The sequence below is a fragment of the Mycoplasma seminis genome (genome assembly GCF_030718845.1).
In the GTDB taxonomy this organism is placed as follows: Bacteria; Bacillota_I; Bacilli_A; order Mycoplasmatales; family Metamycoplasmataceae; genus Mycoplasmopsis; species Mycoplasmopsis seminis.
Map to the genome: position 1 here is coordinate 815514 of NZ_CP132191.1, position 20664 is coordinate 836177.

General features: G+C 28.0%; 15 protein-coding genes. 9 read left to right on the forward strand and 6 right to left on the reverse strand.

Going from position 1 to position 20664, the window contains the following annotated elements:
* Positions 1-61 precede the first annotated feature (61 nt).
* Both secDF and Q8852_RS03430 read right to left on the reverse strand, forming a co-directional pair.
* Complete coding sequence (gene secDF, locus Q8852_RS03425) at positions 62-2665, reverse strand: protein translocase subunit SecDF (RefSeq protein ID WP_305937781.1); 2604 nt, start codon at positions 2663-2665, stop codon at positions 62-64.
* A 138-nt stretch (positions 2666-2803) separates the two neighbouring features.
* The gene (locus Q8852_RS03430; protein WP_305937782.1) at positions 2804-3691 is read right to left on the reverse strand and encodes a hypothetical protein; all 888 of its coding nucleotides are present in this window, start codon (positions 3689-3691) and stop codon (positions 2804-2806) included.
* Between the two features lie 139 nt (positions 3692-3830).
* Between Q8852_RS03430 and Q8852_RS03435 the strand changes: the two genes are divergently transcribed.
* Positions 3831-4853 (forward strand): S66 family peptidase, encoded by a 1023-nt coding sequence (locus tag Q8852_RS03435; protein WP_305937783.1) that lies wholly within the window; start codon positions 3831-3833, stop codon positions 4851-4853.
* Between the two features lie 55 nt (positions 4854-4908).
* Here the strand turns inward: Q8852_RS03435 and Q8852_RS03440 are convergent, their stop codons facing one another.
* Positions 4909-5685, reverse strand: a complete 777-nt coding sequence (locus tag Q8852_RS03440; protein ID WP_305937784.1) for a hypothetical protein — start codon at positions 5683-5685, stop codon at positions 4909-4911.
* A 217-nt stretch (positions 5686-5902) separates the two neighbouring features.
* On the opposite strand from Q8852_RS03440, the gene Q8852_RS03445 reads away from it, so the two are divergent.
* The 6 genes from Q8852_RS03445 to Q8852_RS03470 all read left to right on the forward strand — a co-directional run bounded on the left by Q8852_RS03445 (position 5903) and on the right by Q8852_RS03470 (position 12882).
* Positions 5903-6334: an LSm family protein gene (locus Q8852_RS03445; RefSeq protein ID WP_305937785.1), complete on the forward strand. Its 432-nt coding sequence runs from the start codon at positions 5903-5905 to the stop codon at positions 6332-6334.
* Positions 6335-6343: 9 nt separating this feature from the next.
* Positions 6344-7996 carry a NusA N-terminal domain-containing protein gene (locus tag Q8852_RS03450; RefSeq protein WP_305937786.1) on the forward strand — a complete coding sequence of 551 codons (1653 nt, stop codon included), beginning with the start codon at positions 6344-6346 and terminating at the stop codon, positions 7994-7996.
* Complete coding sequence (locus tag Q8852_RS03455) at positions 7983-8270, forward strand: YlxR family protein (RefSeq protein ID WP_305937787.1); 288 nt, start codon at positions 7983-7985, stop codon at positions 8268-8270. The genes Q8852_RS03450 and Q8852_RS03455 overlap by 14 nt, the downstream gene beginning before the upstream one ends.
* Positions 8254-10056: a translation initiation factor IF-2 gene (gene infB, locus Q8852_RS03460; RefSeq protein WP_305937788.1), complete on the forward strand. Its 1803-nt coding sequence runs from the start codon at positions 8254-8256 to the stop codon at positions 10054-10056. The genes Q8852_RS03455 and infB overlap by 17 nt, the downstream gene beginning before the upstream one ends.
* Before the next feature lies 1 nt (position 10057).
* On the forward strand, positions 10058-10561 hold the full coding sequence (locus tag Q8852_RS03465) for an adenine phosphoribosyltransferase (RefSeq protein WP_305937789.1): 504 nt from the start codon (positions 10058-10060) through the stop codon (positions 10559-10561).
* A 155-nt stretch (positions 10562-10716) separates the two neighbouring features.
* Positions 10717-12882 (forward strand): bifunctional metallophosphatase/5'-nucleotidase, encoded by a 2166-nt coding sequence (locus tag Q8852_RS03470; RefSeq protein ID WP_305937790.1) that lies wholly within the window; start codon positions 10717-10719, stop codon positions 12880-12882.
* Positions 12883-12921: 39 nt separating this feature from the next.
* Here Q8852_RS03470 and aspS read toward each other — a convergent pair whose 3' ends face one another.
* Genes aspS through Q8852_RS03485 form a run of 3 tightly spaced genes read right to left on the reverse strand, consistent with a single transcriptional unit; the run spans position 12922 to position 17666 of the window.
* Positions 12922-14634, reverse strand: coding sequence for an aspartate--tRNA ligase (aspS, locus tag Q8852_RS03475; protein ID WP_305937791.1), 1713 nt, complete (start codon positions 14632-14634; stop codon positions 12922-12924).
* Positions 14618-15985, reverse strand: coding sequence for a histidine--tRNA ligase (gene hisS, locus Q8852_RS03480; RefSeq protein ID WP_305937792.1), 1368 nt, complete (start codon positions 15983-15985; stop codon positions 14618-14620). Before hisS ends, aspS begins: the two co-directional genes overlap by 17 nt.
* 37 nt (positions 15986-16022) lie before the next feature.
* Entirely contained in the window at positions 16023-17666 is a 1644-nt protein-coding gene (locus Q8852_RS03485) for an MAG5620 family putative phospho-sugar mutase (protein ID WP_305937793.1), read from the reverse strand.
* Between the two features lie 108 nt (positions 17667-17774).
* On the opposite strand from Q8852_RS03485, the gene ychF reads away from it, so the two are divergent.
* Together ychF and Q8852_RS03495 are read left to right on the forward strand one after the other, a co-directional pair.
* Positions 17775-18875 (forward strand): redox-regulated ATPase YchF, encoded by a 1101-nt coding sequence (gene ychF, locus Q8852_RS03490; RefSeq protein ID WP_305937794.1) that lies wholly within the window; start codon positions 17775-17777, stop codon positions 18873-18875.
* A 46-nt stretch (positions 18876-18921) separates the two neighbouring features.
* Positions 18922-20661, forward strand: coding sequence for a hypothetical protein (locus Q8852_RS03495; protein WP_305937795.1), 1740 nt, complete (start codon positions 18922-18924; stop codon positions 20659-20661).
* Positions 20662-20664: the final 3 nt, after the last annotated feature.

Below are 20664 nucleotides of genomic sequence, written 5' to 3' on the forward strand. Positions count from 1 at the left end.
AATTATATTATTTTTATTAATATAAAAACAGCTTTAAAAGCTGTTTTTAATAAAACTTCTTTTAAATGTAATCATTAATTCCAGCAAATGTTTGTTCATCTGGATGATTAACATCTCAGAAGCCGTTTTGAATTCTTTTTGCAATAACTTTTTGACGGTGTAATTCAAGTTTTGATCAAATTCATGAACAAATGTAAATTGATGAATATACCCCGATAGAAATACCAAATAGCATTACTATATTGAAGTTAAAGTCAGTTGCATTATTAAAGCAAAGAAGCACTAAGATAGCAAGAATTGTTGTTCCACTAGTGTATAGACTTCTTTTTAAGGTTTCAGCGATTGAAGAGTTTACAATGTAAGTAATATCTTCTTTTACAAGAATTTTTCCTGCATATTGAGTTTTAATTGTTTCTCTAATTTTATCAAATGTAACCACAGTGTCATTAATACTTAATCCAAGTATTGAAAGCATTGCGGCAATAATAATTGTTGAAACTTGTAATCTAGTAATTACGATAAAAGCTAGCACCATTAAGAAATCGTGTAACAATCCAATGATTGCAGCAAGTGAATAAGTTCAACTCATTCTGAATAATAAGTAAAGCACAATTCCACCAAAAGCAATAGCAGTAGCAATAATTGCATTAATTACTAATTTTTGAGCTTCAGTAGATGAGATGGAATAATCTACAATTTTAAGTGCTGAATCTTGAGTTAGAATTAAGTTTTTAATTTCTTGCATTTGCTCAAGACTAAATGTTTTCATTGTTTTAATTGATACAGCTCAGTTGTCTGAAGTTGAGCTTACTTTATTAAGTACAATTAAGGTTTTAGCATCATCCAGCCCTACAGGTGAAGCAAGTAATGCTTTTTGTAATTCTTCAGCTTGTTGTTGTGTTAATTGAGCTCCAACTGCAGCTGAAATAGTAATATTAGTTCCACCAGAGAATTCTAATGAACGGTTAAATCCAGCTCATAATTCGTTTTTTGCGCCTGAAACAGAGGCAAAAACAATAATTCCAATTACTATAAAAATTAATGAACCAAGAGCGAATCATTTAGATTGTTTTAAATAGTTATTATTTTCAACTTTAATACCTAATTTAGTTTTGTTATTAATGTATTTCTTTCTAATTCCTAATAAATATAATTTATCATCAAGTAATCCAGAGTTTACTAGCATTGTAGCAAGCATTCTAGAAAATACTAGCATAACAATTAAGGTAAATAAGATAGAAAGTACTAAAGTAACAGAGAATCCTTTAACTTCTTTAGTTCCGAAGTAAAATAGAATAAATCCAACAATAATAGTCGTAACATTAGCATCTAAAATTGATGAGAGTGAAAGCTTTTCAGCATTCCTGAAGGATTTCTTCAGCGAATCTCCAAGATATACTTGTCGTTTTAATCTTTCATAAGTAATAACATTAGCATCCACACTGATTCCGATACCAATGATTAAGGCAGCTATAGTAGCTGGTGAATATTCACCTCTAAGTGCTGTGAATAATAATAATGTTAGGAAAATGTATAAAGCAATTGAAATAGTACTTAATGCTCCAAGTAATCCATAGTTTACCATCATAAAGATTGAAATTAAACTAAAGATTACAATTCCAGCATACATTGCATATGCAAAGGCTGAAGATTTTAAATCAGCATTTAAGTAAATGTTTGAGATAACATCTAATTCATAATCACTTAAACCAAAGTTAATCTTATTAGCAAGTTCTGTAGCTTCTTGTGGTGTAAAGTTACCAGTAATTTGTACATCAGCAGTATTAAGTGGTTGATTTACACTAGCTTCAGAAATTAAAAATTCTTTAGCATTAAATTGATTTGTTTTTAACTCGTTAGCAACATATTGAGGTTGCCCATTAATTCCAGTAATTTGAGAATATGCTTGGTTACCAACGTGAATAAAGTTTCATAAATTGTGACCAGAAGCTTCTCAATCTCTTGGATATTTGTTTTCAGCTAAGAATAATAATTTTTCAATGTTAAGTCACATTAACATTCTTCTGTCTTGTTGTTGTGAAATAAATTCTGTAGCTTTAGTTCATTGTAAAACAGCTTCGTTATTTTCAAGTTTTAAGTTTACTGCAGTTTTACCTGTTTGAGTATTTGAAAATACACTTGCTGAGTTTTGTTTAAATGGAGGTATTCATTTAGAAGGAGTTAATTCATTTGCTTCCATATTGTTAATTGATTTAACACTTGCAGAAGGCATTAAAAAGCTTCCTTCATAAAATAATGGTTGCAATTGAGCATTAGTAATTGTTAAAATTGGTTTATCTACAATTTCATTTTCAAATTCAATTCTTTGTGAATCTGTGATATCACCACTTTTAGTAATTCTAATTTTTCCATCACCTTCAGAAGATACTGTGATTCCATTAAGTCCAGTTCCTCCTGTTAATCTTTCATAAAGTGATTTGTTAACTTGTTCAGTTAATTTAGCATCAGCTTGCTGACCATCTTTTTTAACTTGAACTACTACCTCAATTCCACCACCATACTCTATGGACTTATTAACATTCTTTCCAATGTAGAATACACTTCCGAAAACAATTGCTAATAAAGCTGATAAAATTGTGATAAAACTGATGAGTAGTCTTTTAAAATTATTTAATTTTAAAAATTTCTTTCATCTATTTTTCATAACTAGTATATATTTTAGCAAAAAAAAGCTATATTCATAATGAATATAGCAATCGACATCATCACTAAAAAATGCTTAAATAAAATATTTTTTGACTTTTTATGTAGGTTAAATCATGTATGAAATGCAAAATTAAAATTAAATATTTTTAAAGTGATTATTTTTACTTTTTTGCCTTGCTACATACTTTAAAAATATCTTTTGATAATAGTTTTTCTTTTGTTTTTCAAGTTTCTCTATTCATTTAACATTAGATAGATCATCTAATTTTAGATCGTAGTATTCTTGAATTGTCTTACCGCAATTTTGTATAAAAAAATGACTAAAATATTTTACAAATATTAAATTTAATAATATTGGAAAATCTAATGCTAATAATTTAATAATTACATACATAGGATAATCAGGATAGATTTTTGTGTATTGCAACATTGTTATTGCACTAATGATAAAAAATGCAATCGAACTTTTTAAAAAACTCTCTCAAATCATTGATACTCAAATATATCTTTTAATCTTAAATTCTAGTCTTTTTCTACGAAATAATATAAAACTATACCTATATTGTGAAATATCTGATATACATTTGTTTGTAGAAATTTTATTTTTAAATTTTTTATCTATTTCACAAGCTTTATCTAAATAAAATTTTCTAAGAAATGAATCAAAGTAATCTTTTTTTAAGTGTACAAATATTCAAGCATTATTTACATTGCTATTAATGTCTCATTCTTGCTGTTCAATATTTAATTTTAAAAAATTATTTTTTAATCTAATTTTGTTTTTAATCAGTGCAATAATTCAAAAAATAAATAATGGATTAAGTAAAACAAATAACACATAGCCTTTACTTAATTCAAAATATCCAATAATAATTAAACTATTCAAAATAACTCAAAATACAAGATGCGAAAATAATTCAATAGTATTTCAATAGTTTGAAATTATTTTGTTCTTATTTATTTCTTTTTTTCAAACTTTTCTTTTTGTTCAGTACACATATTTATTTTTATTAAGGATTTTCATATCAGATACTCACAATCTTTAATAGAAAAAATTATACAAAAAGAATTTTGACTTTGATATAAAAAGTTAAATTACTGCAAAATTTCCACTTTTTTCATATTTTTCAGAAATTCTTATAAATAACTTTATAATTATATTTATGATTAAAACAGTAGGAATAGTTTCTCTTTCAAGCGGAATTTTAGGTGAAAATTTCGTTAAACATGAGTTAGATTTAGGGATAAAAAGATTAAATGATTTTGGTATTAAAGTAAAAATTATGCCGAATGCATTAAAAGGTCTTGAATATTTGAATTTACACCCTGAAGCAAGAGCTAATGATTTGATATCAGCATTTGAAGATTCACAAGTTGATTTAATTTTATGTGCTATCGGTGGTAATGATACTTATAGATTAATTCCTTATTTAATGAAAAATAATGCATTAAAGCAACATCTGACAAATAAAATATTTTTGGGCTACTCAGATACAACAGTAAATCACTTCTTACTTTATAAATTAGGCCTTAAAACATTTTATGGTCAATCTTTTTTACCAGATGTGTGTGAATTAGAAGAAGATATGTTACCTTATACTAAAAAATATTTTTTAGAATTACTTCAAACTGGAACTATAAAAGAAATTACACCTTCTAACACTTGATATAAGGAAAGAACGGATTTTAGTCCAAAAGCATTAAATACCAAACGTATTGTTTTTCCAAATAACAAAGGTTTTGAATTATTACAAGGGAATTATGAATTTGAAGGAGAAATTTTAGGTGGATGCATTGAATCAATTTATGAAAACTTTTTAGATCAAAATTCAAAAGCATTTGAAATAACTTTTAAATACGATATTTTTCCTTCATTAGATCAATGAAAGGGAAAAATTTTATTACTCGAAACTTCTGAAAGCAAATCTAATCCTGAAAAATATAAACAAATGCTCCTAGCACTTAAGAACTATGGTATTTTTGATGTAATTAACGGAGTTTTAATAGGTAAACCACAAGATGAAGCCTATTATGATGAATATAAAGAAATCATTACTCAAGTTATTCCCAGTAATGTTCCAGTTCTTTATAATATCAATATTGGACACGGAGTTCCTAAATGTATTATTCCTTTAGGAGAAAAAGCGCACATTAATGCTAAGGAACAAATAATTAAATTTATATAAAAACATCGAGACTTTTTCTTAGCCTCGGTGCGTTTTTATGCTTTAAACAATTGGTTTAAATATTAAAATCTAGTTCAGGAATTGTTTTATCATTTTCTTGCATAACAAGATATTTGCGTTTTAACAATGGAAATGGATATAATGTTCTATTTTTTACATAATTATTTAAGGCTTTAGAATTAAAATCTTGAATATTTATCTTATTAAACTTAACTATGTAATAAAACAACATTTTATACATAACTCAATGAAGTGCAAAACTAATTAATGCCCAGATAAAATAAAATATGTAATTTATAACTGATAGTGTAAAAGGGAAGTTATCATAATTTACACAAAATATGACACAACTAGCAATTGGAAATGCGCAAAATAAAAATAGTGAAATATATGGAGTTAGAATAATTGTTAATTTTAATTTCTTTAATTTTTTAGCACTAAAATTTGAGTAACTTTTAGGTTCTCCCTTTTTATTAACTAAAATGTATTTTTGGATAAATTTTTCAAATTTATTCAACTTTTCAGGAAATTTATTGTCTACATGTACTCATTTTGGCGTTCAATAATTTCTATTAAAAATAATAATAAATAACAAAAGTGAAAAGAACACATCAACGATTATGAATCAAATATCATAAATAATAAATGATATTGTTTTTAAGTATTGTTGTCTAGAATAAATAACATCTTTATCTATGGTGATATTTAAATTTGTGTAATAAATCTCAAGCGGTATAACAACAGCTCAAAAAATAATTGACAATAAAATTGGAATTAATATCGAAATACATATATTTCTTTTTAAATATTTAGCTTTTATTTGATTATTCAATTTAACCTTCTTTAATTTTTATATCTATACTTTCATTATACTCTTATTTCTTATTTAGCTATCCTTAATATATAGAGGGGGTAATTATAAAAATCTTAAAAATTTTTACTGATATATGGTGCGGATGTAGTATAATAGGTTCATAAATTAAAATTAAATTGTTAAAAGAAAGGAGTTGCTGGTTCAGCAACTCTTTACTATTTACATAGGAGGAAAAATGTTTAATGAACAACAATTAAAACAGCAATTTCCTAAAATTTTATACGCAAGTATAACTAACGATCCAGCATTTGGAAAAACTCTTTCTGTTACAGTTGATTCAACTGATTTAAATGAAGTTGAAAAAATTTCAAGAGAACTTTCAAATTACTTGGATACACAAAATTGATTTACCGATGATTTTTCACTAGAAGTGCTTTCAAAAGGAACTGATCTTAAAGTAACTTTTGATAACATTGATCAATTTATTGATAAATACTTAATTATTTCATTTAAGAAACCGGTTGAAAACTTAGATGATATGATTGCACAATTACTTGAAATTAATGAAAATGATATTTTAGTTAAGTGAAATCAAAAAGGTAGAATTAGAAAAATTAAGATTGAAAAATCTAATATTGCAGATATTAGTGAATATATAAAATTTTAAGAGGTTACAATGGCTAGCAAAAAAGCAAATACTGAAGTTATTAACTCAGAAGAATATCAATTATTTAGATTAATAGAAGAAGCTTCTACTTCTAAAGATATTGATTTTAACAGTGTAGCTGAAATTTTCAGACAAGCTGTTGAAAAAGCAACAACTAAAAACATCGACCCAAATATCGAAGTTTCATTAGAAACAGATTTTGAAAATAAAATTACTAGAATGTACAATGTTAATGGTGAAGTTGTTGAAGATGATTTTGAATTCAATCAAGATACACCTGAAGAAAAAATTATTTTCATGACTCTTTCACAAGCAAGACTTTCAAATCCAGATATCCAAGTTTATGATGCTGTAAAAATTCCATTTACATGTGCAGATTTAACAAACAAAATCAATGTAGCAATCTTAAACGACTACAAGCAAGCTTCAAAAGCAATGGAAAAAGCAAAAATTATTGCTAAATACTCACAAAAATTAGGTCAAAAAGTTGATGCTAAAGTTTTAACAAGAAACAAAAACGGTTCATACAATGTTGCATTTGAAGATCAAGTTACAGCATTCTTACCAGCAAACAAAGTTAATGAAAAACTTAACTTACAACCAGGTAAATTTATCTCTGTATACATTGACGCAATTAATGAAGAATCAAAATTAAGTATTGTTTCTGTATCAACAACTTCAAATACTGAATTATTTGATCTTCTTTTCACAGAAATTCCTGAAATCCAAAATGATGATCTGCAAGTTGTTTCAATCCAACGTGTAGCAGGAATCAGATCTAAAGTTGCTCTTAGAGTCAACCCTGATAGAAAAATTGATTTCGATATGATCGGAACAGTTCTTGGTGAATCTGCTCAAAGATTAAATGCAATTTCAGAAACTTTAGGTGGAGAAAAAATTGATTTAATTAAATTCTCAGATGATAAAGCAGAATACATTAAAAATGCGCTTGCTCCAGCAAGAGTTATTGATGTAGTTCCTAACCTTGCTGAAGGTGAAGGAAACTTCTATGCAATTACACGTAATGGTGAAGTAAATGTTGCTATTGGTAAAAGAGGAATTAATATTGAACTTGCTTCTAAGTTAACTAACACTAGAATTCAAGCTATTACAGCTACAGAAGCTGTTGAAAAACAAATTCCATTCAACAATGTTGTTGATTTTGAACCACATTACTTTAAATCAACTGAAAGAAACAAAAACTCTAAAACAGCTAGAACACTTAATAATCTTGATACATTTATCGACACAGATTCATTATTTGAAGACTTTAACTCAAGCGCTTTAGATGAATTTGGAAATGTTATTGAAGAAACTCCTAAAAAATCTAAAAAATCAGCTCCTAAAAATAAAGGAATTAATATTGCTGATTTTGATTCATTATTTGATAACGATAAAATTAGCGAACTTGAATCAGTTACAAATTACGACTTTATCAGTGAAATCGATAAATACGATGATGAATTTGAAGACGAGGATGCTGAAGCTGAAGATGTTGTAGAAAGTTCAGAAGAAAAAGAAGCTAAAGCTAAAAAAGTTCTTAGAGAATTTAAAAATTCTAAAGTTGAACTTAAAGATTTCAAAGTGGACAGTGATTTAGCTTCATATGGACTTGATGATTCAATTGATATGGATGAACTAGCAAGCGATGATTGAGAATAAGACTTGAAGCAGAAAATGTATCGCATCCAATCAAATTGTTGATATCTCTGAATTAATTAGAGTTTGTTATGATAAAAATAATAATTCACTTGAATTGGATTTAAATAAAAACAAAGGTAAAAGAGGGGCTTATTTCATCCCTAATGAACAAAATTGAAATTTCATAAAGAAAACCAAAGCTTTTAATCGTACTTTCAGAACTAATATAACACCTGAAACTTACGATAAAATCGAAGCTGAATTAAAGGAGGTGCTTTATGGGCAAACAAAATAGACTTTCAAATGTTAATGAAATCAAAGAACAATTATCAAACACTAAAACAGAATTAAAAGACGGGGTATTCATTTTTACTGAAAAAATGACTATTGCTGATTTTGCTGAAAAAATCAAAGTTCCAGCAAATGATATTATTAAAAAGCTTTTCATGCAAGGTAAAATGTGTACTTTAAACACTATTTTAGATGAAGAACAAATTGCTGAAATTTGTTTAGATTATGGATATGATTTCCAAAAGGAAACTAATATCGACGGATCAAACTTCCTTGATGAAGTTAACTTTACTGATAAAGAATCTGACTTAATTAAACGTTCACCAATTATTACAGTTATGGGACATGTTGATCATGGTAAAACTACTTTAATTGACAAAATTCGGCACTCAAATGTGGCCGCAAGCGAAAGTAGTGGAATCACACAACATACTGGTGCTTACCAAATTGATTACAAAGGAAATAAAATTACATTCCTTGATACTCCAGGTCATGAAGCCTTCACACAAATGCGTGCTAGAGGTGCAAAAGTAACTGATATTGTTATTTTAGTTGTTGCTGCTGACGATGGGGTTATGCCTCAAACTAAAGAAGCAATTGAACACTCTAAAGCCGCTGGTGTACCTATGATTGTTTTCGTTAACAAGATGGATAAACCAAATAAAGATTTAGACAGAATTAAGGGTGAACTTGCTGAAAATGACGTTTTAATCGAAGAATATGGCGGAGATACTCAAATTGTTTACGGTTCAGCTATGAAGGGCGAAGGATTAAATGAACTTTTTGATGCAATTATGTTACTTGCTGAAGTTCTTGAATTAAAAGCTAACCCTAATAGATACCCTATTGGAACTGTTATTGAATCAAGAATTGACAAAGGTATTGGTTCAGTTTCAACTATTATTGTTGAAAATGGTACCTTATACAAAGGTGATTTCATTGTTGCTGGATCACGTTATGGTAGAGTTAGAATGATTTTTGATGCAAATGGTCACCCAATTGAAAAAGTTAAACCAGGAGCCCCAGGTATTATTTCAGGACTTAACTATGTTCCAGATGCTGGAGATAGATTTATTGGATTTAACGATGAAAAATTCGCTAAAAAATTAGCTGCTGAAAAAGCTAATGCAGATAAGATGGATCTTTTATACTCACAAAGTAATGTTGAAGATAATATTGATGGTAAAAAAGTTATTAACATCATTATTAAATCAGACGTTTATGGTACTTCTCAAGCTATTAAAGATCAAATTAATAATTTAGAAAACGAAGATGCAATTATTAAAGTTATCTCAGCTGCTGCTGGAAATGTTAATGAAACAGACTTATTACTTGCTAAAGCATCAAATGCAACAATTTTCTGCTTTAACTTAAAAGTTAACCCTAACATTAAACAAAATGCTGCTAATGCTGGAGTATCTTTAATAGTGCATACAGTTATTTACAAAATTATTGAAGATTGTCAAAAAATGCTTGATGGAGAAAAAGCTCCTATTTATGAAGAACAAAAAATCGGTGAAGCACACATTATGAAAGTATTCTTCTACTCAAAAGTTGGAAAAATCGCTGGATGTATGTGTGATTCTGGTGTAATTAAATCAAATTCAAAAGTTAAAGTTATCAGAGCAGGTAAAATGATTTATGAAGGTGTTATTGATTCACTTAAACGTGATAAAAACGACACTAAAGAAGTTGTTAAAGGTAAAGACTTTGGTACACATATCAAAGGCTTTAACGATATTGCCGAAGATGACGTTTTAGAATTCTATGAGGATGTAAGAGTAAACTAATATGGATTTAACAAAATACATAAATGATGTTCCTAATTTTCCAAAAGAAGGAATAATTTTTAAAGATATCGCACCTTTACTTTATTCACCTGAAGCATTTGATTATGTAATTAACCAAATGAGTGAAATTGCTAAAGATGCTGATGTTATTGTAGCACCTGATGCTAGAGGTTTTATATTTGGAACACCTGTTGCTTATAAAACTCAAAAACCATTTATTATGGTTAGAAAACCTGGTAAATTACCTGGTAAAACAATTTCACAAAGTTATGATTTAGAATATGGTCAAAATTCACTTGAAATCCAAGCTGAAGTATTAAAACCTGGACTTAAAGCTGTAATTATTGATGATATTTTAGCTACAGGTGGAACTGCACAAGCAATTGTTGAATTACTTGCAAAACAAGGTATTACAGTAACAGATTTAATTGTGTTATATGATTTAAAAATTTACAATCCTGAAAGTGTTTTAGGAAAAGTAAAAATTCATTCAATTATGAAATAGTTGTCTAATTGTGAAAAATTTTCACAAAATGTGGAATAAAATGTCCTATTCCACATTTTTTTATCGACTTTTTGGTCTTATGCTATGAAATCAATATAATTAATTTATAAGCACTTTAGGGCTTATATAAACTATTTATTTATTTCGGAGAAAATATGAAACCTAAATCTAAATGATTTTTAAATTTATTACCTTTAACAGCTGTAGCGATTACATTACCATTAGCTACAGTTGCATGCAGTAAAAACGACAGTAAGGAAGTAACAGATCTTAAATCTCAGCTTGAAGAAATTAAAAAGCAAAAAACTTCTTCTGATACTGACTTAGCAGCAGTTAAAGCAAAACTTAGTTCATTAGTTGATAAAACAAAAGAAGCTTATAAATCAGCTACAAAAGATTATGATAATAAACTTGCAGAATTAGCTAAAGTTTTAAAAGAAGCTAAAACTGAAAAAGATGCTGATAAAAAAGCTAAAAAAATGGAAGCATTAAAACACAGAGTATACAAAGAACTAAAACCACTTGTATATAGATATAATGCTTTATTTAAACAATTAAGAGAAACAGAAAAAATTGCTGAATCAAAAGTTAGAACAATTAAAATTTATCACTCAAATGATGAACACGGAAGAATTGAGTTTGATGATGGAAAATACAGCTTATATTCAGGAATGTTAAGAACTGGACTTTATTTAGAAGATAAAGATCGTGACTTATTACTTTCAGCTGGAGACATGATTCAAGGATTACCTCTTTCAGATACTGATAAAGGTAAAACAATTGCAAACATGGCTAAAAACATTGGATATCAAGCAGTTGCTGTTGGTAACCACGAATTTGACTATGGATTAAAACATGTGCTTGATTTAAATAATGAATTAAATCCAGATGGTAAAGAAATTATGCCTTTCTTATCAGCTAATATTTACTATAAACACTTGGATAAAGCTATAGAAGGTTATGATGAAAGCAAAGTTGGAAGCAGAGTATTTAAACCATACATTATTAAACAACTTGCTAACGGTATGAAAACTGCTATCTTTGGACTTACAACACCAGATACAAGTGTTACATCACACCCAAGAAACTCACAATTAGTTCAATTCACAGAACCGGTTGAAGAAGCTAATAAAGTTGTTGAAGAAATTAGAGCAGCACACCCAGATATTAACTTCATTATTTGTATTGCACACCTTGGAAAAGGTAGAAGTAATGCCGCTTGAACTTCAGAATATCTTGCAGCACACAGCACAAATGAATTAGATCTTATTATTGACGGCCACTCACATACTTACATTAAACTTCACAACAAAGAAAATCCACATGTTTACATTACACAAACAGAAGCTTACACTAAATACTTAGGTGATATTGAAATTGAATTTGACACTGAAAGTGGAAAAATTGTTGGCCAAAGACAAGTTCTTAGAGATATTTATCAAATCGAAGTAGCAACAATGCTTGATGAGCTTCCACAAGATAGTGAAAACATGAAATTACTTCAAGCATTAAAAGCAATTTACAAAGAAGCCAATGACAAAGTGGTATTTAACTTACCAGTAGACTTACTTCATATTGATGAAGTTAATGTTGATAGAGTTCCTTACTGAAGAGGAAGAGTTGAGCCAACAGGAATGGGGCAATTATTTGCTAATGCTGGAGTATGAAACTTCATGCAATCAAAACCTTGAGAAGCAATGAAAACAGAACCTGCTACATTAGATAACACATTTGGTTTAATGAATGGTGGAGGTCTTAGAGCTAACTTAGCTAAAGGTGATATCAAATATGGTGATATGAGAGCTATTTCACCATTTGGAAATAGACCTAACACAGTTAAAGTTAAAGGTTCAGCAGCTATCGAAGCTATTACATATGGACTTTCTAAAGCTCGTTCAGGTGGATTCTCACAATTATCTTCAAACATTTCTTATGAAGTAGAAATTAAAAAAGAAATGAACCCTAAAACACAAAAAGAAGAATACATGTGACATGTTAAACCAGAAAGCATCAAGATTAATGGTAAGGCATTTGATCCTGAAAAAGACTACTACATTTCAACAAATGATTATTTAGCAGCTGGTGGGGACGGATACACAATGCTTAACTATGTAAAAGATCCAGCAAAAGTAACTCTTATGAAAGAGGGACAAAGCTTACTTGATGAATCAATTGATTACATTAATCATGTTATTAAAAACAAAGATAAACTAGATGTTTCTAAATTAGAAAAATCACTTGAAGAATACGCAGGTAAGGAAATTAACAAAAATCAAATAGTTAATATCCCTAAAGAAGCTGACCTTCCTTTTGAGGGATAGTTAATTTAAAAATCACATCGATTTGATGTGATTTTTAAATTACTTTTCTTCTTTAATTTCAAGGTATAAATCATCAAGTTGAGAAGCTTCAACATTTGATGGTGCTTGAGTCATTAAATCTTCATTTCTTGAGTTTTTAGGGAATGCAATTACATCTCTAATGGTTTTATGATTTGCAAGAATCATAACTAAACGGTCAATTCCAAGACCAATACCACAGTGTGGTGGTACTCCATATTCAAAAGCTTTAAGGAAGAATCCAAATTTGTTTTGTTGATCTTGTTTTGAAAGTCCAATCATTTCAAACATTTTTTCTTGCATTTTTTCATCATAAATTCTTGCTGAACCAGAACCTAATTCAAATCCGTTTAGCACTAAGTCATAGCTTCTAGCTCTAATTTTATCTTTAGGTAAATTGTCTAATTCTTCTAAAGTATTATCAAATTGAGTAAATGGGTGATGTGCTGCTGCTCATGAATCATTTTCTTCATCATATTCAAACATAGGTCAATCCACGATTCATTTAAAGTTATATTCATCTCTAGCTCAGTTGTATCATGAGTTAAGCTCAACTCTAAGCGCCCCTAAAGCTTGTGATGCATTTTCATATTTATCAGCACAAATTAAGTATGTTCCATCTGCGGTTGTTTGAACTTGTAATAATTTATTAACTTCTTGAGCCGGAATTTTAGCTGCAAAGTTGCTTTCAATTACCGTTCCGTTTTCAACTACTAAATAGAATAAGGCTGAAACTTTATTTTTCTTAGCAATTTCTTCAAGTTTTTTGTATTCTTTTTTATTAATTTTTTCAGCAATTTTAAGTAAACGTTTTGAAGGTGCGTTTTTAATGATATTAAAATCACTTTCAGCACAGAAATCATTAATTGTTACAATTTCATTTCCATATCTAAAATCTGGTTTATCTGTTCCGTATTTTTCAATACATTCATCAAATTTAACTCTATCAAATGGGATTTTGATATCTACATTCATTACTTTTTTCATGAAATGTTTAAATAAACCTTCAATATAGCTTTGGAATGATTCAACATCCATAAAACTTACTTCAATATCAAGTTGAGTAAATTCAGGTTGTCTATCTTTTCTTGAGTCTTCATCTCTGAAACATCTAGCAATTTGGTAGTATTTTTCAAGTGAAGAAATCATTAATAATTGTTTGAATAATTGTGGACTTTGAGGTAGTGCATAAAATGCATTAGCCTTATTTCTTGTAGGAACTAAGAAATCTCTAGCTCCTTCAGGTGTAGCTTTTGATAAAATAGGCGTTTCGACTTCAGTGAAATCTTGTGATTGAAGATATTCTCTAATTGCAAAAATAATATCATTTCTTAATTTAAGTGTTTTTTGCATTACAGGACGTCTTAAATCAAGGAATTTATATTCAAGTCTAAGTTCTTCTTTAACCTCAATATCATCTCTGATTTGAAATGGTAATTGTTCTTTTGAAGTAGAAAGTACTTTAAAGCTATCTACTGCTATTTCAATATCCCCTGTAGCAAGCTCTGGATTTTTATCTTTTCTTTCTTTAACAATTCCATGTACTTCTAAAACTGATTCTTTAGTAAAACTAATTGGTTGATTAAATACTAATTGTGTAATTCCGAATTTATCTCTTAAATCAACAAAAGAAATTTCTCCAAATTTTCTTTTGTTAGCTACTCATCCATATAAAGTAACTTCTTTTCCAGCATCTGATAATCTTAATTGATTGTTATTAATTGTCTTTTTCATTTTTCCCCATAATTTCTTCTGTGATGTATTCTTCAACTTCATCAATTTCAATTTCTGCTTCATCTGAAACATTTTCAATTAAAAATGTAAATAAGTCAGCAATACCTGCTTGTGTTTTTGCAAATGACATTTTATCTTTAGTTTTAAGTGATTTAACACTTAACAATTGATCTCCACCACACATTTTATCATCATAGATAATAAACTCAGCTGTGTGTTTATTTGCCTTATCCATAACCTTTTTAGATTTAATTAATTCATATTCAACTTCGGCAGTAAAGAAGTTTCTTAAGTGGTTGTTTGCAAGTCAAAAGGCAAAATCAATATTTTCTTTATATTCACTCATTGCAATATAGATATCAACGTGTCTTGCTTGTTTTTCTACTTCGGTAACTTCAGCAAAGTCTTCTCTAATCATGTCAATTAATCTATCAACACCAAAACCAAATCCAACACTTGATACTTTAGGTCCGCCTAATTCAGCAATTAAGTTAGAATATCTTCCTCCACCAATTAGAGTTGCTTGAGAACCAGCATTTTTCTCTGTTGAAACAAATTCAAATACTACTTCATCATAGTAATCAAGCCCTCTAACTAATTCATTTGAAACTTTGTATTCAATTCCATTAGCATCTAAAGTTTTTAAAATATTTTCAAAATATTCTTTTGACTCTACGGTTAAGTAATCTTGGATTAATGGAATGTTTTTCATGAAAGGTTTTTTGCTATCTTCTTTATCATCCAAAATGCGAAGTACTTTTTTATCAGCTAATCTTTCTTGTGAAATTTGGCTTAATTGATCTTTGTATTGAATTAAATATTGATATAAAGCTTCTTCATAATTAGCTCTACTTTGTTTATCTCCGATTGAATTAATTTTTAATTCGAACTCTAAATTAAATAATTCAAGTAATTCATTTGCTGTAAAAATAACTTCAGCATCCTTGAGATAATTTTTACCCCCAACATATTCCACACCAGCTTGATAAAATTGTCTATATCTACCCTTTTGTGGTTGTTCATATCTAAACATTGGTCCGCAGTATGCAAAACGATCAAAATCATCCGCATATCATTTATTTTCAATGTAAGCACGTACAAAAGAAGCTGTTCCTTCAGGACGAAGGCAAAGCTCTCTATCACCTTTATCCTTGAATTCATACATTTCTTTTTTAGCTATTTCACTATCTCCAACACTTCTTTTAAATAGTGAAGTTTGTTCAATAATTGGTGTTTCAATCATTTTGAATTCGTGTTTAGTTACAACATTTTCAAATGAAGTTAACACGAAGTCTTTCAAGATACTTTCAGTAACTGAAAAATCTTTTGTTCCTTTAATTTTATTTATCATTTGCTACCTCTTTAAAATAACTTTGTAAATTATACTATTATTTATCTTTTGCCTTATTTAGTTTGTTAGCTAATCTAAGGTATTTTTTAATAATTTTTCTTTGAATGTGATAGATATAAATTTTTTCAATTAATTGGTTAAGTTTATATAAATCGGTTTTAGTTTCAATCTTAATTTCATTTTGATCATTAAGCTTATTATAAGTAAAATACATTTCACTATAATGATGTTTAGCCTTAAGTTCAAGCTTAAAAAAGTAAATTACTTGATCATTTTCATAATTTATTGCTTTTAATTTTGCGACTTTATATTTTCCAAATGCACTTGGATTATTTTGAATATATTCAAAAATCTGAGCAGTGTTTTTAACATCTTTTTTAATTTGATAAGTGTGTAAATATAAAAATTTTGTAATATCATTCATTTTTTTGTATTTAAAAGTAAATAAATTATTATTTTCTTTATAGTTTCAAAGCATAAAACAGAAGTTAATTAAAAATTCAATACTGTCATAATTTAGTTTGCAATCAATTGAATTTGAAAATCCTAAATTATAAGCAAACAATACATTACTTGCGCTTTGAATTTGGTCTTCATATTTATAATTAATTTTATAATTTTCTAAAGTTTGAATTACAAAACTAGCTGCATTAAGTGGAATAAAAAGTTTATTTTCTTCAAGCAATTTATTTTGTTTTCAGTATAAATATTGACTATTAATAAATAAATAAGCTATTTCATCATTATTTAAGTTTACATATCCTTCTTTTGTTTTAACAACTAATTTTAGGTTTTGATTTTTATCAAAAATAATGATTAAATCCGCTTTATAATTTGCTGTTCTAAGTCATCTTCAAAATATAACTGATGAAGTTGACAATAAATCTTTATTAAGAAGTGGATTAAGCTTTGAATACTTAATATTAACTTGTGAAAAAAATCTTTCCAATATATATTCAAAATTATTATCTTCAACCATTAAATAAACTGATAGATTTGAATAATAATCCAATTTATTATCACTATTAAGATATCTGCTAACAACATGTTTAATTTTGCTATCAATTATTTTGTTAACATTAAGCACAATAACATCTAAGGCCGTATGCAACATGAAATGCTTTTTATTGACAAATAAAGCATCAATTAATGCTTCTTGTTGTTGTAAATTAAGTAGCTCTCTACCTTTATAAATTTGTAAATAATATTTTTTATTTGCAGCATTATATGAAATAAAAATTGAAAAATCAAATTCTAAAGTATCAACTGCAGCTTGAAAAATGAATTGATTAATCTTTTGCACATCAAAACCATAAACATAATGCTTTTGGTTTTTAAAATATCTAATTAATGAATTCTTTAGCACACTTGGATACAATTTATCATCATCTAAAGAAAATAAAATTTTAGCTTTTTTTCTAAAGAAACCATTAACTTTATTAATCTCTTCAAAAATGTCTACAACATTCAGCAAGGTGTATAAGTTTAAATTACTAAAACCATATTGATTTAAGGAATCAAATTCTATACCTTGAATTGTTGCTTTTGGGCGCTTATAAAATTCATTATTCGGAAATAAATTATCAATGTCACGAATGAAATATTCAAAACTGACATCAATTATTTTTTCGTTACTATATAGATTATATCAAGTGGATAATTTGTGTTCTACTTTTTGCATTTTAAACCTCGTTGTTATCTTTAATTTTACCAAATTAAACAATAGCATTTAACCTTAATTAAGGTAAAATATACATATTAATTAATACACTATTTTAAGGAGAATAATATGTCATTAAAAGCAGGTATTGTCGGACTTCCTAATGTAGGAAAAAGTACTCTTTTTAGTGCAATTACTAAGAAGCAAGTAGAATCATCAAATTACGCTTTCACCACAATTGAACCAAACATTTCTTCAGTTCCGCTTATTGATCCAAGACTTGTTAAAATTGCTGAAATTGTAAATCCAGATAAAATTGTTTGAGCTACATTTGATTTTGTAGATATTGCTGGACTAGTTGCTGGAGCTTCAAAAGGTGAAGGGCTTGGAAATAAATTCTTAGCTAACATTAGAGAAGTTGATGCAATTATTCATGTCGTGAGATGTTTTGAAGATAAAAACATTATGCACGTAGCTAATTCTGTTGATCCAGTTAGAGATAAAGACGTTATTAATATGGAATTATTGCTTGCTGATTTAGAAACAATTAATAATGTTATTAACCGTGTTGCTAAAAAAGCTAAATCAGGAGATAAAGAAGGAATTATTGAATCAAATGCTGCTCACAAAATTAAGCAAGCACTTGAAAATAATATTCCTGCTAGAGATGTTGAACTTGATGAAAATGAACTTAAATACATCAAAGGATACCACTTATTAACTCTTAAACCTATTATTTATGTTGCTAACTTAAGTAATGATCAATTCGCAAATTATGAAACTGATAAAAACTTTTCAGCACTTAAAGCAAGTCTTAAAGATAATGAAAAACTTATTCCAATTTGTGTTCAACTCGAATCTGAACTTATAGCAGTTGAAAATGAAGAAGAAAAAATGGAATTACTCGCAATGTATGGAATAGAAGTTAGTGGACTTGATATTTTAACTCGTGCTGCATTTGATTTATTAAATCTTGAAACTTATTTCACAGCTGGAAAAGTTGAAGCTAGAGCTTGAGTATACCATAAAGGTTGACTTGCTCCTAAATGTGCTGGCGTAATTCACACTGACTTTGAGAAAAAATTCATTAAAGCTGATGTTATTTCTTATGAAGACTTTATTGAATATAACGGAGAGCAAGGTGCAAAAAACGCTGGTAAGCTTCGTTCTGAAGGTAAAAATTATGTAATGAAAGATGGTGATATTTGTCACTTTAAATTCGGAAAATAATTTCAACAAAAGAGCAATCTTTTGCTTTTTTATTCTAGGAGAAAAAATGAAAAAATGATTAATTGGTTTATTAGCCACAAGTATGCCTATTTTAGCAACTAGCGCTATTGTTTCGTGCCGTCGCCCTTTGGATTATTCAACCCTTCCAGAAATAGATCCAACTCCACCAGCAAGTCACATAGATAGATATACAGCTTTTGAGCAAGACATTATTGAATCAGCAAATAATCCTTATCCATCAGTGTTTATCGGTAGAAATGCTTCACAATATTTAATTTCAAGCTTGTATTCTATGGTTGCACAATTAGAAATTATTAAGAAGCAAAATAAACCACAAAATAAATATAATGATGCTATTTACATTATTGATACAGCCGTAAACGACTACAGCAAAACTTTAAAAGATGAAAAACAAAGATTTAATTTCAAGCCTTTACTAGATAAATACGGCGATACAGCTATTAAAACACAAGATGGTTTCAATGTTGAAAATGGAATGTTAAGAGTTTTGGACAATACAAAATATATGGATAAATCTTGAGATAATGAATATTATGCATATCCAACTTGGAGTCAATTACAAAACTTTTTAACTGGTTATGTTGATAAAGTTAAACTTTTTGATTTCTACATTCCAGAAATTAGTTTTTCATCTTTAAGTTCATCTGTGCGTGAATGAATGATGACACATGCAAATAAAATCGTTATTTTAAGTGATGGAAATTCACAACCATATAATTTCATTCGTGGTGATTATTTACCTTGAGCACTTGCACAAGATACTTGATACTCTCAAGAAGAGTTATTAAATTATTGAAACCAAGGTATTAAACAAGGATCTTTACAATTAGATTATCATTACTTTTACACCTTAAAGGATAAATTTAAAATCTATAACTCAGTAGGGGAATATTCACATTACTTTAATAAAGTATTAGAAATGAAAAATAAGCCTTTAGCTAAATTACAAATTAATTCTTATCCATTAAACTATGAAAAAGTTGGTGAAGAATTACAAAAGCATCTAGATATAAATGAGTTTAAAAACCTTTATAAACAACTTGCACAAATTCAAGATCAATCACTTTTAGACCTTGTTACATACGGCAAAGATAATTATGATTCTAAAAAGAAAAATTTAGTATTTATGGGTTCATCATTATTTAGATTATATCAAGATGGGACATCTAGAATGGGCAGTGATAATATTGCAACGAAAGAAGCTAAAGCTTATATGGATAAAATTTATCAATTATATCCAACTGATAAATATAACTACTTTTTTAAACTTCACCCAGCGTTTAAAAATGAACATGCAATTAATTATGTAAAAGAGTTAACTAACGGAAAGCAAAATAGTGTAATTATTCTTGATCCATCAGTATCTTGAGAAAATATGTTAGCAATTGATTTAGCTAATTTAAAAGATAATAAAGCAATTTTATTTGACCAAAATGATTTTAAAAACAATAGCATTAAAACTAAATTATTTGGTCTGCAAGCTACCTCAACAACTTTATTAACCACTATAGCTATGCTACAAGAGTTTTTTAATATCTCACTTGAGGAAGCTTTATTATTTGTAGATCCTAAAAACTTCCCACTCCCTCAACATTTCCACATCATTAATAGAGATGCATATTATCGAGATAAAGACGCTTGTTATGCAGATAATGTAAAAGCATTACAAGATGTTTATTACTTCTTTATTTATTCTAAAAATTTCCCTTCTATAAGCGAATTTAAACCAATGGAAGAATTCTTAAAACTTGAAAAAATCGCCTAAATC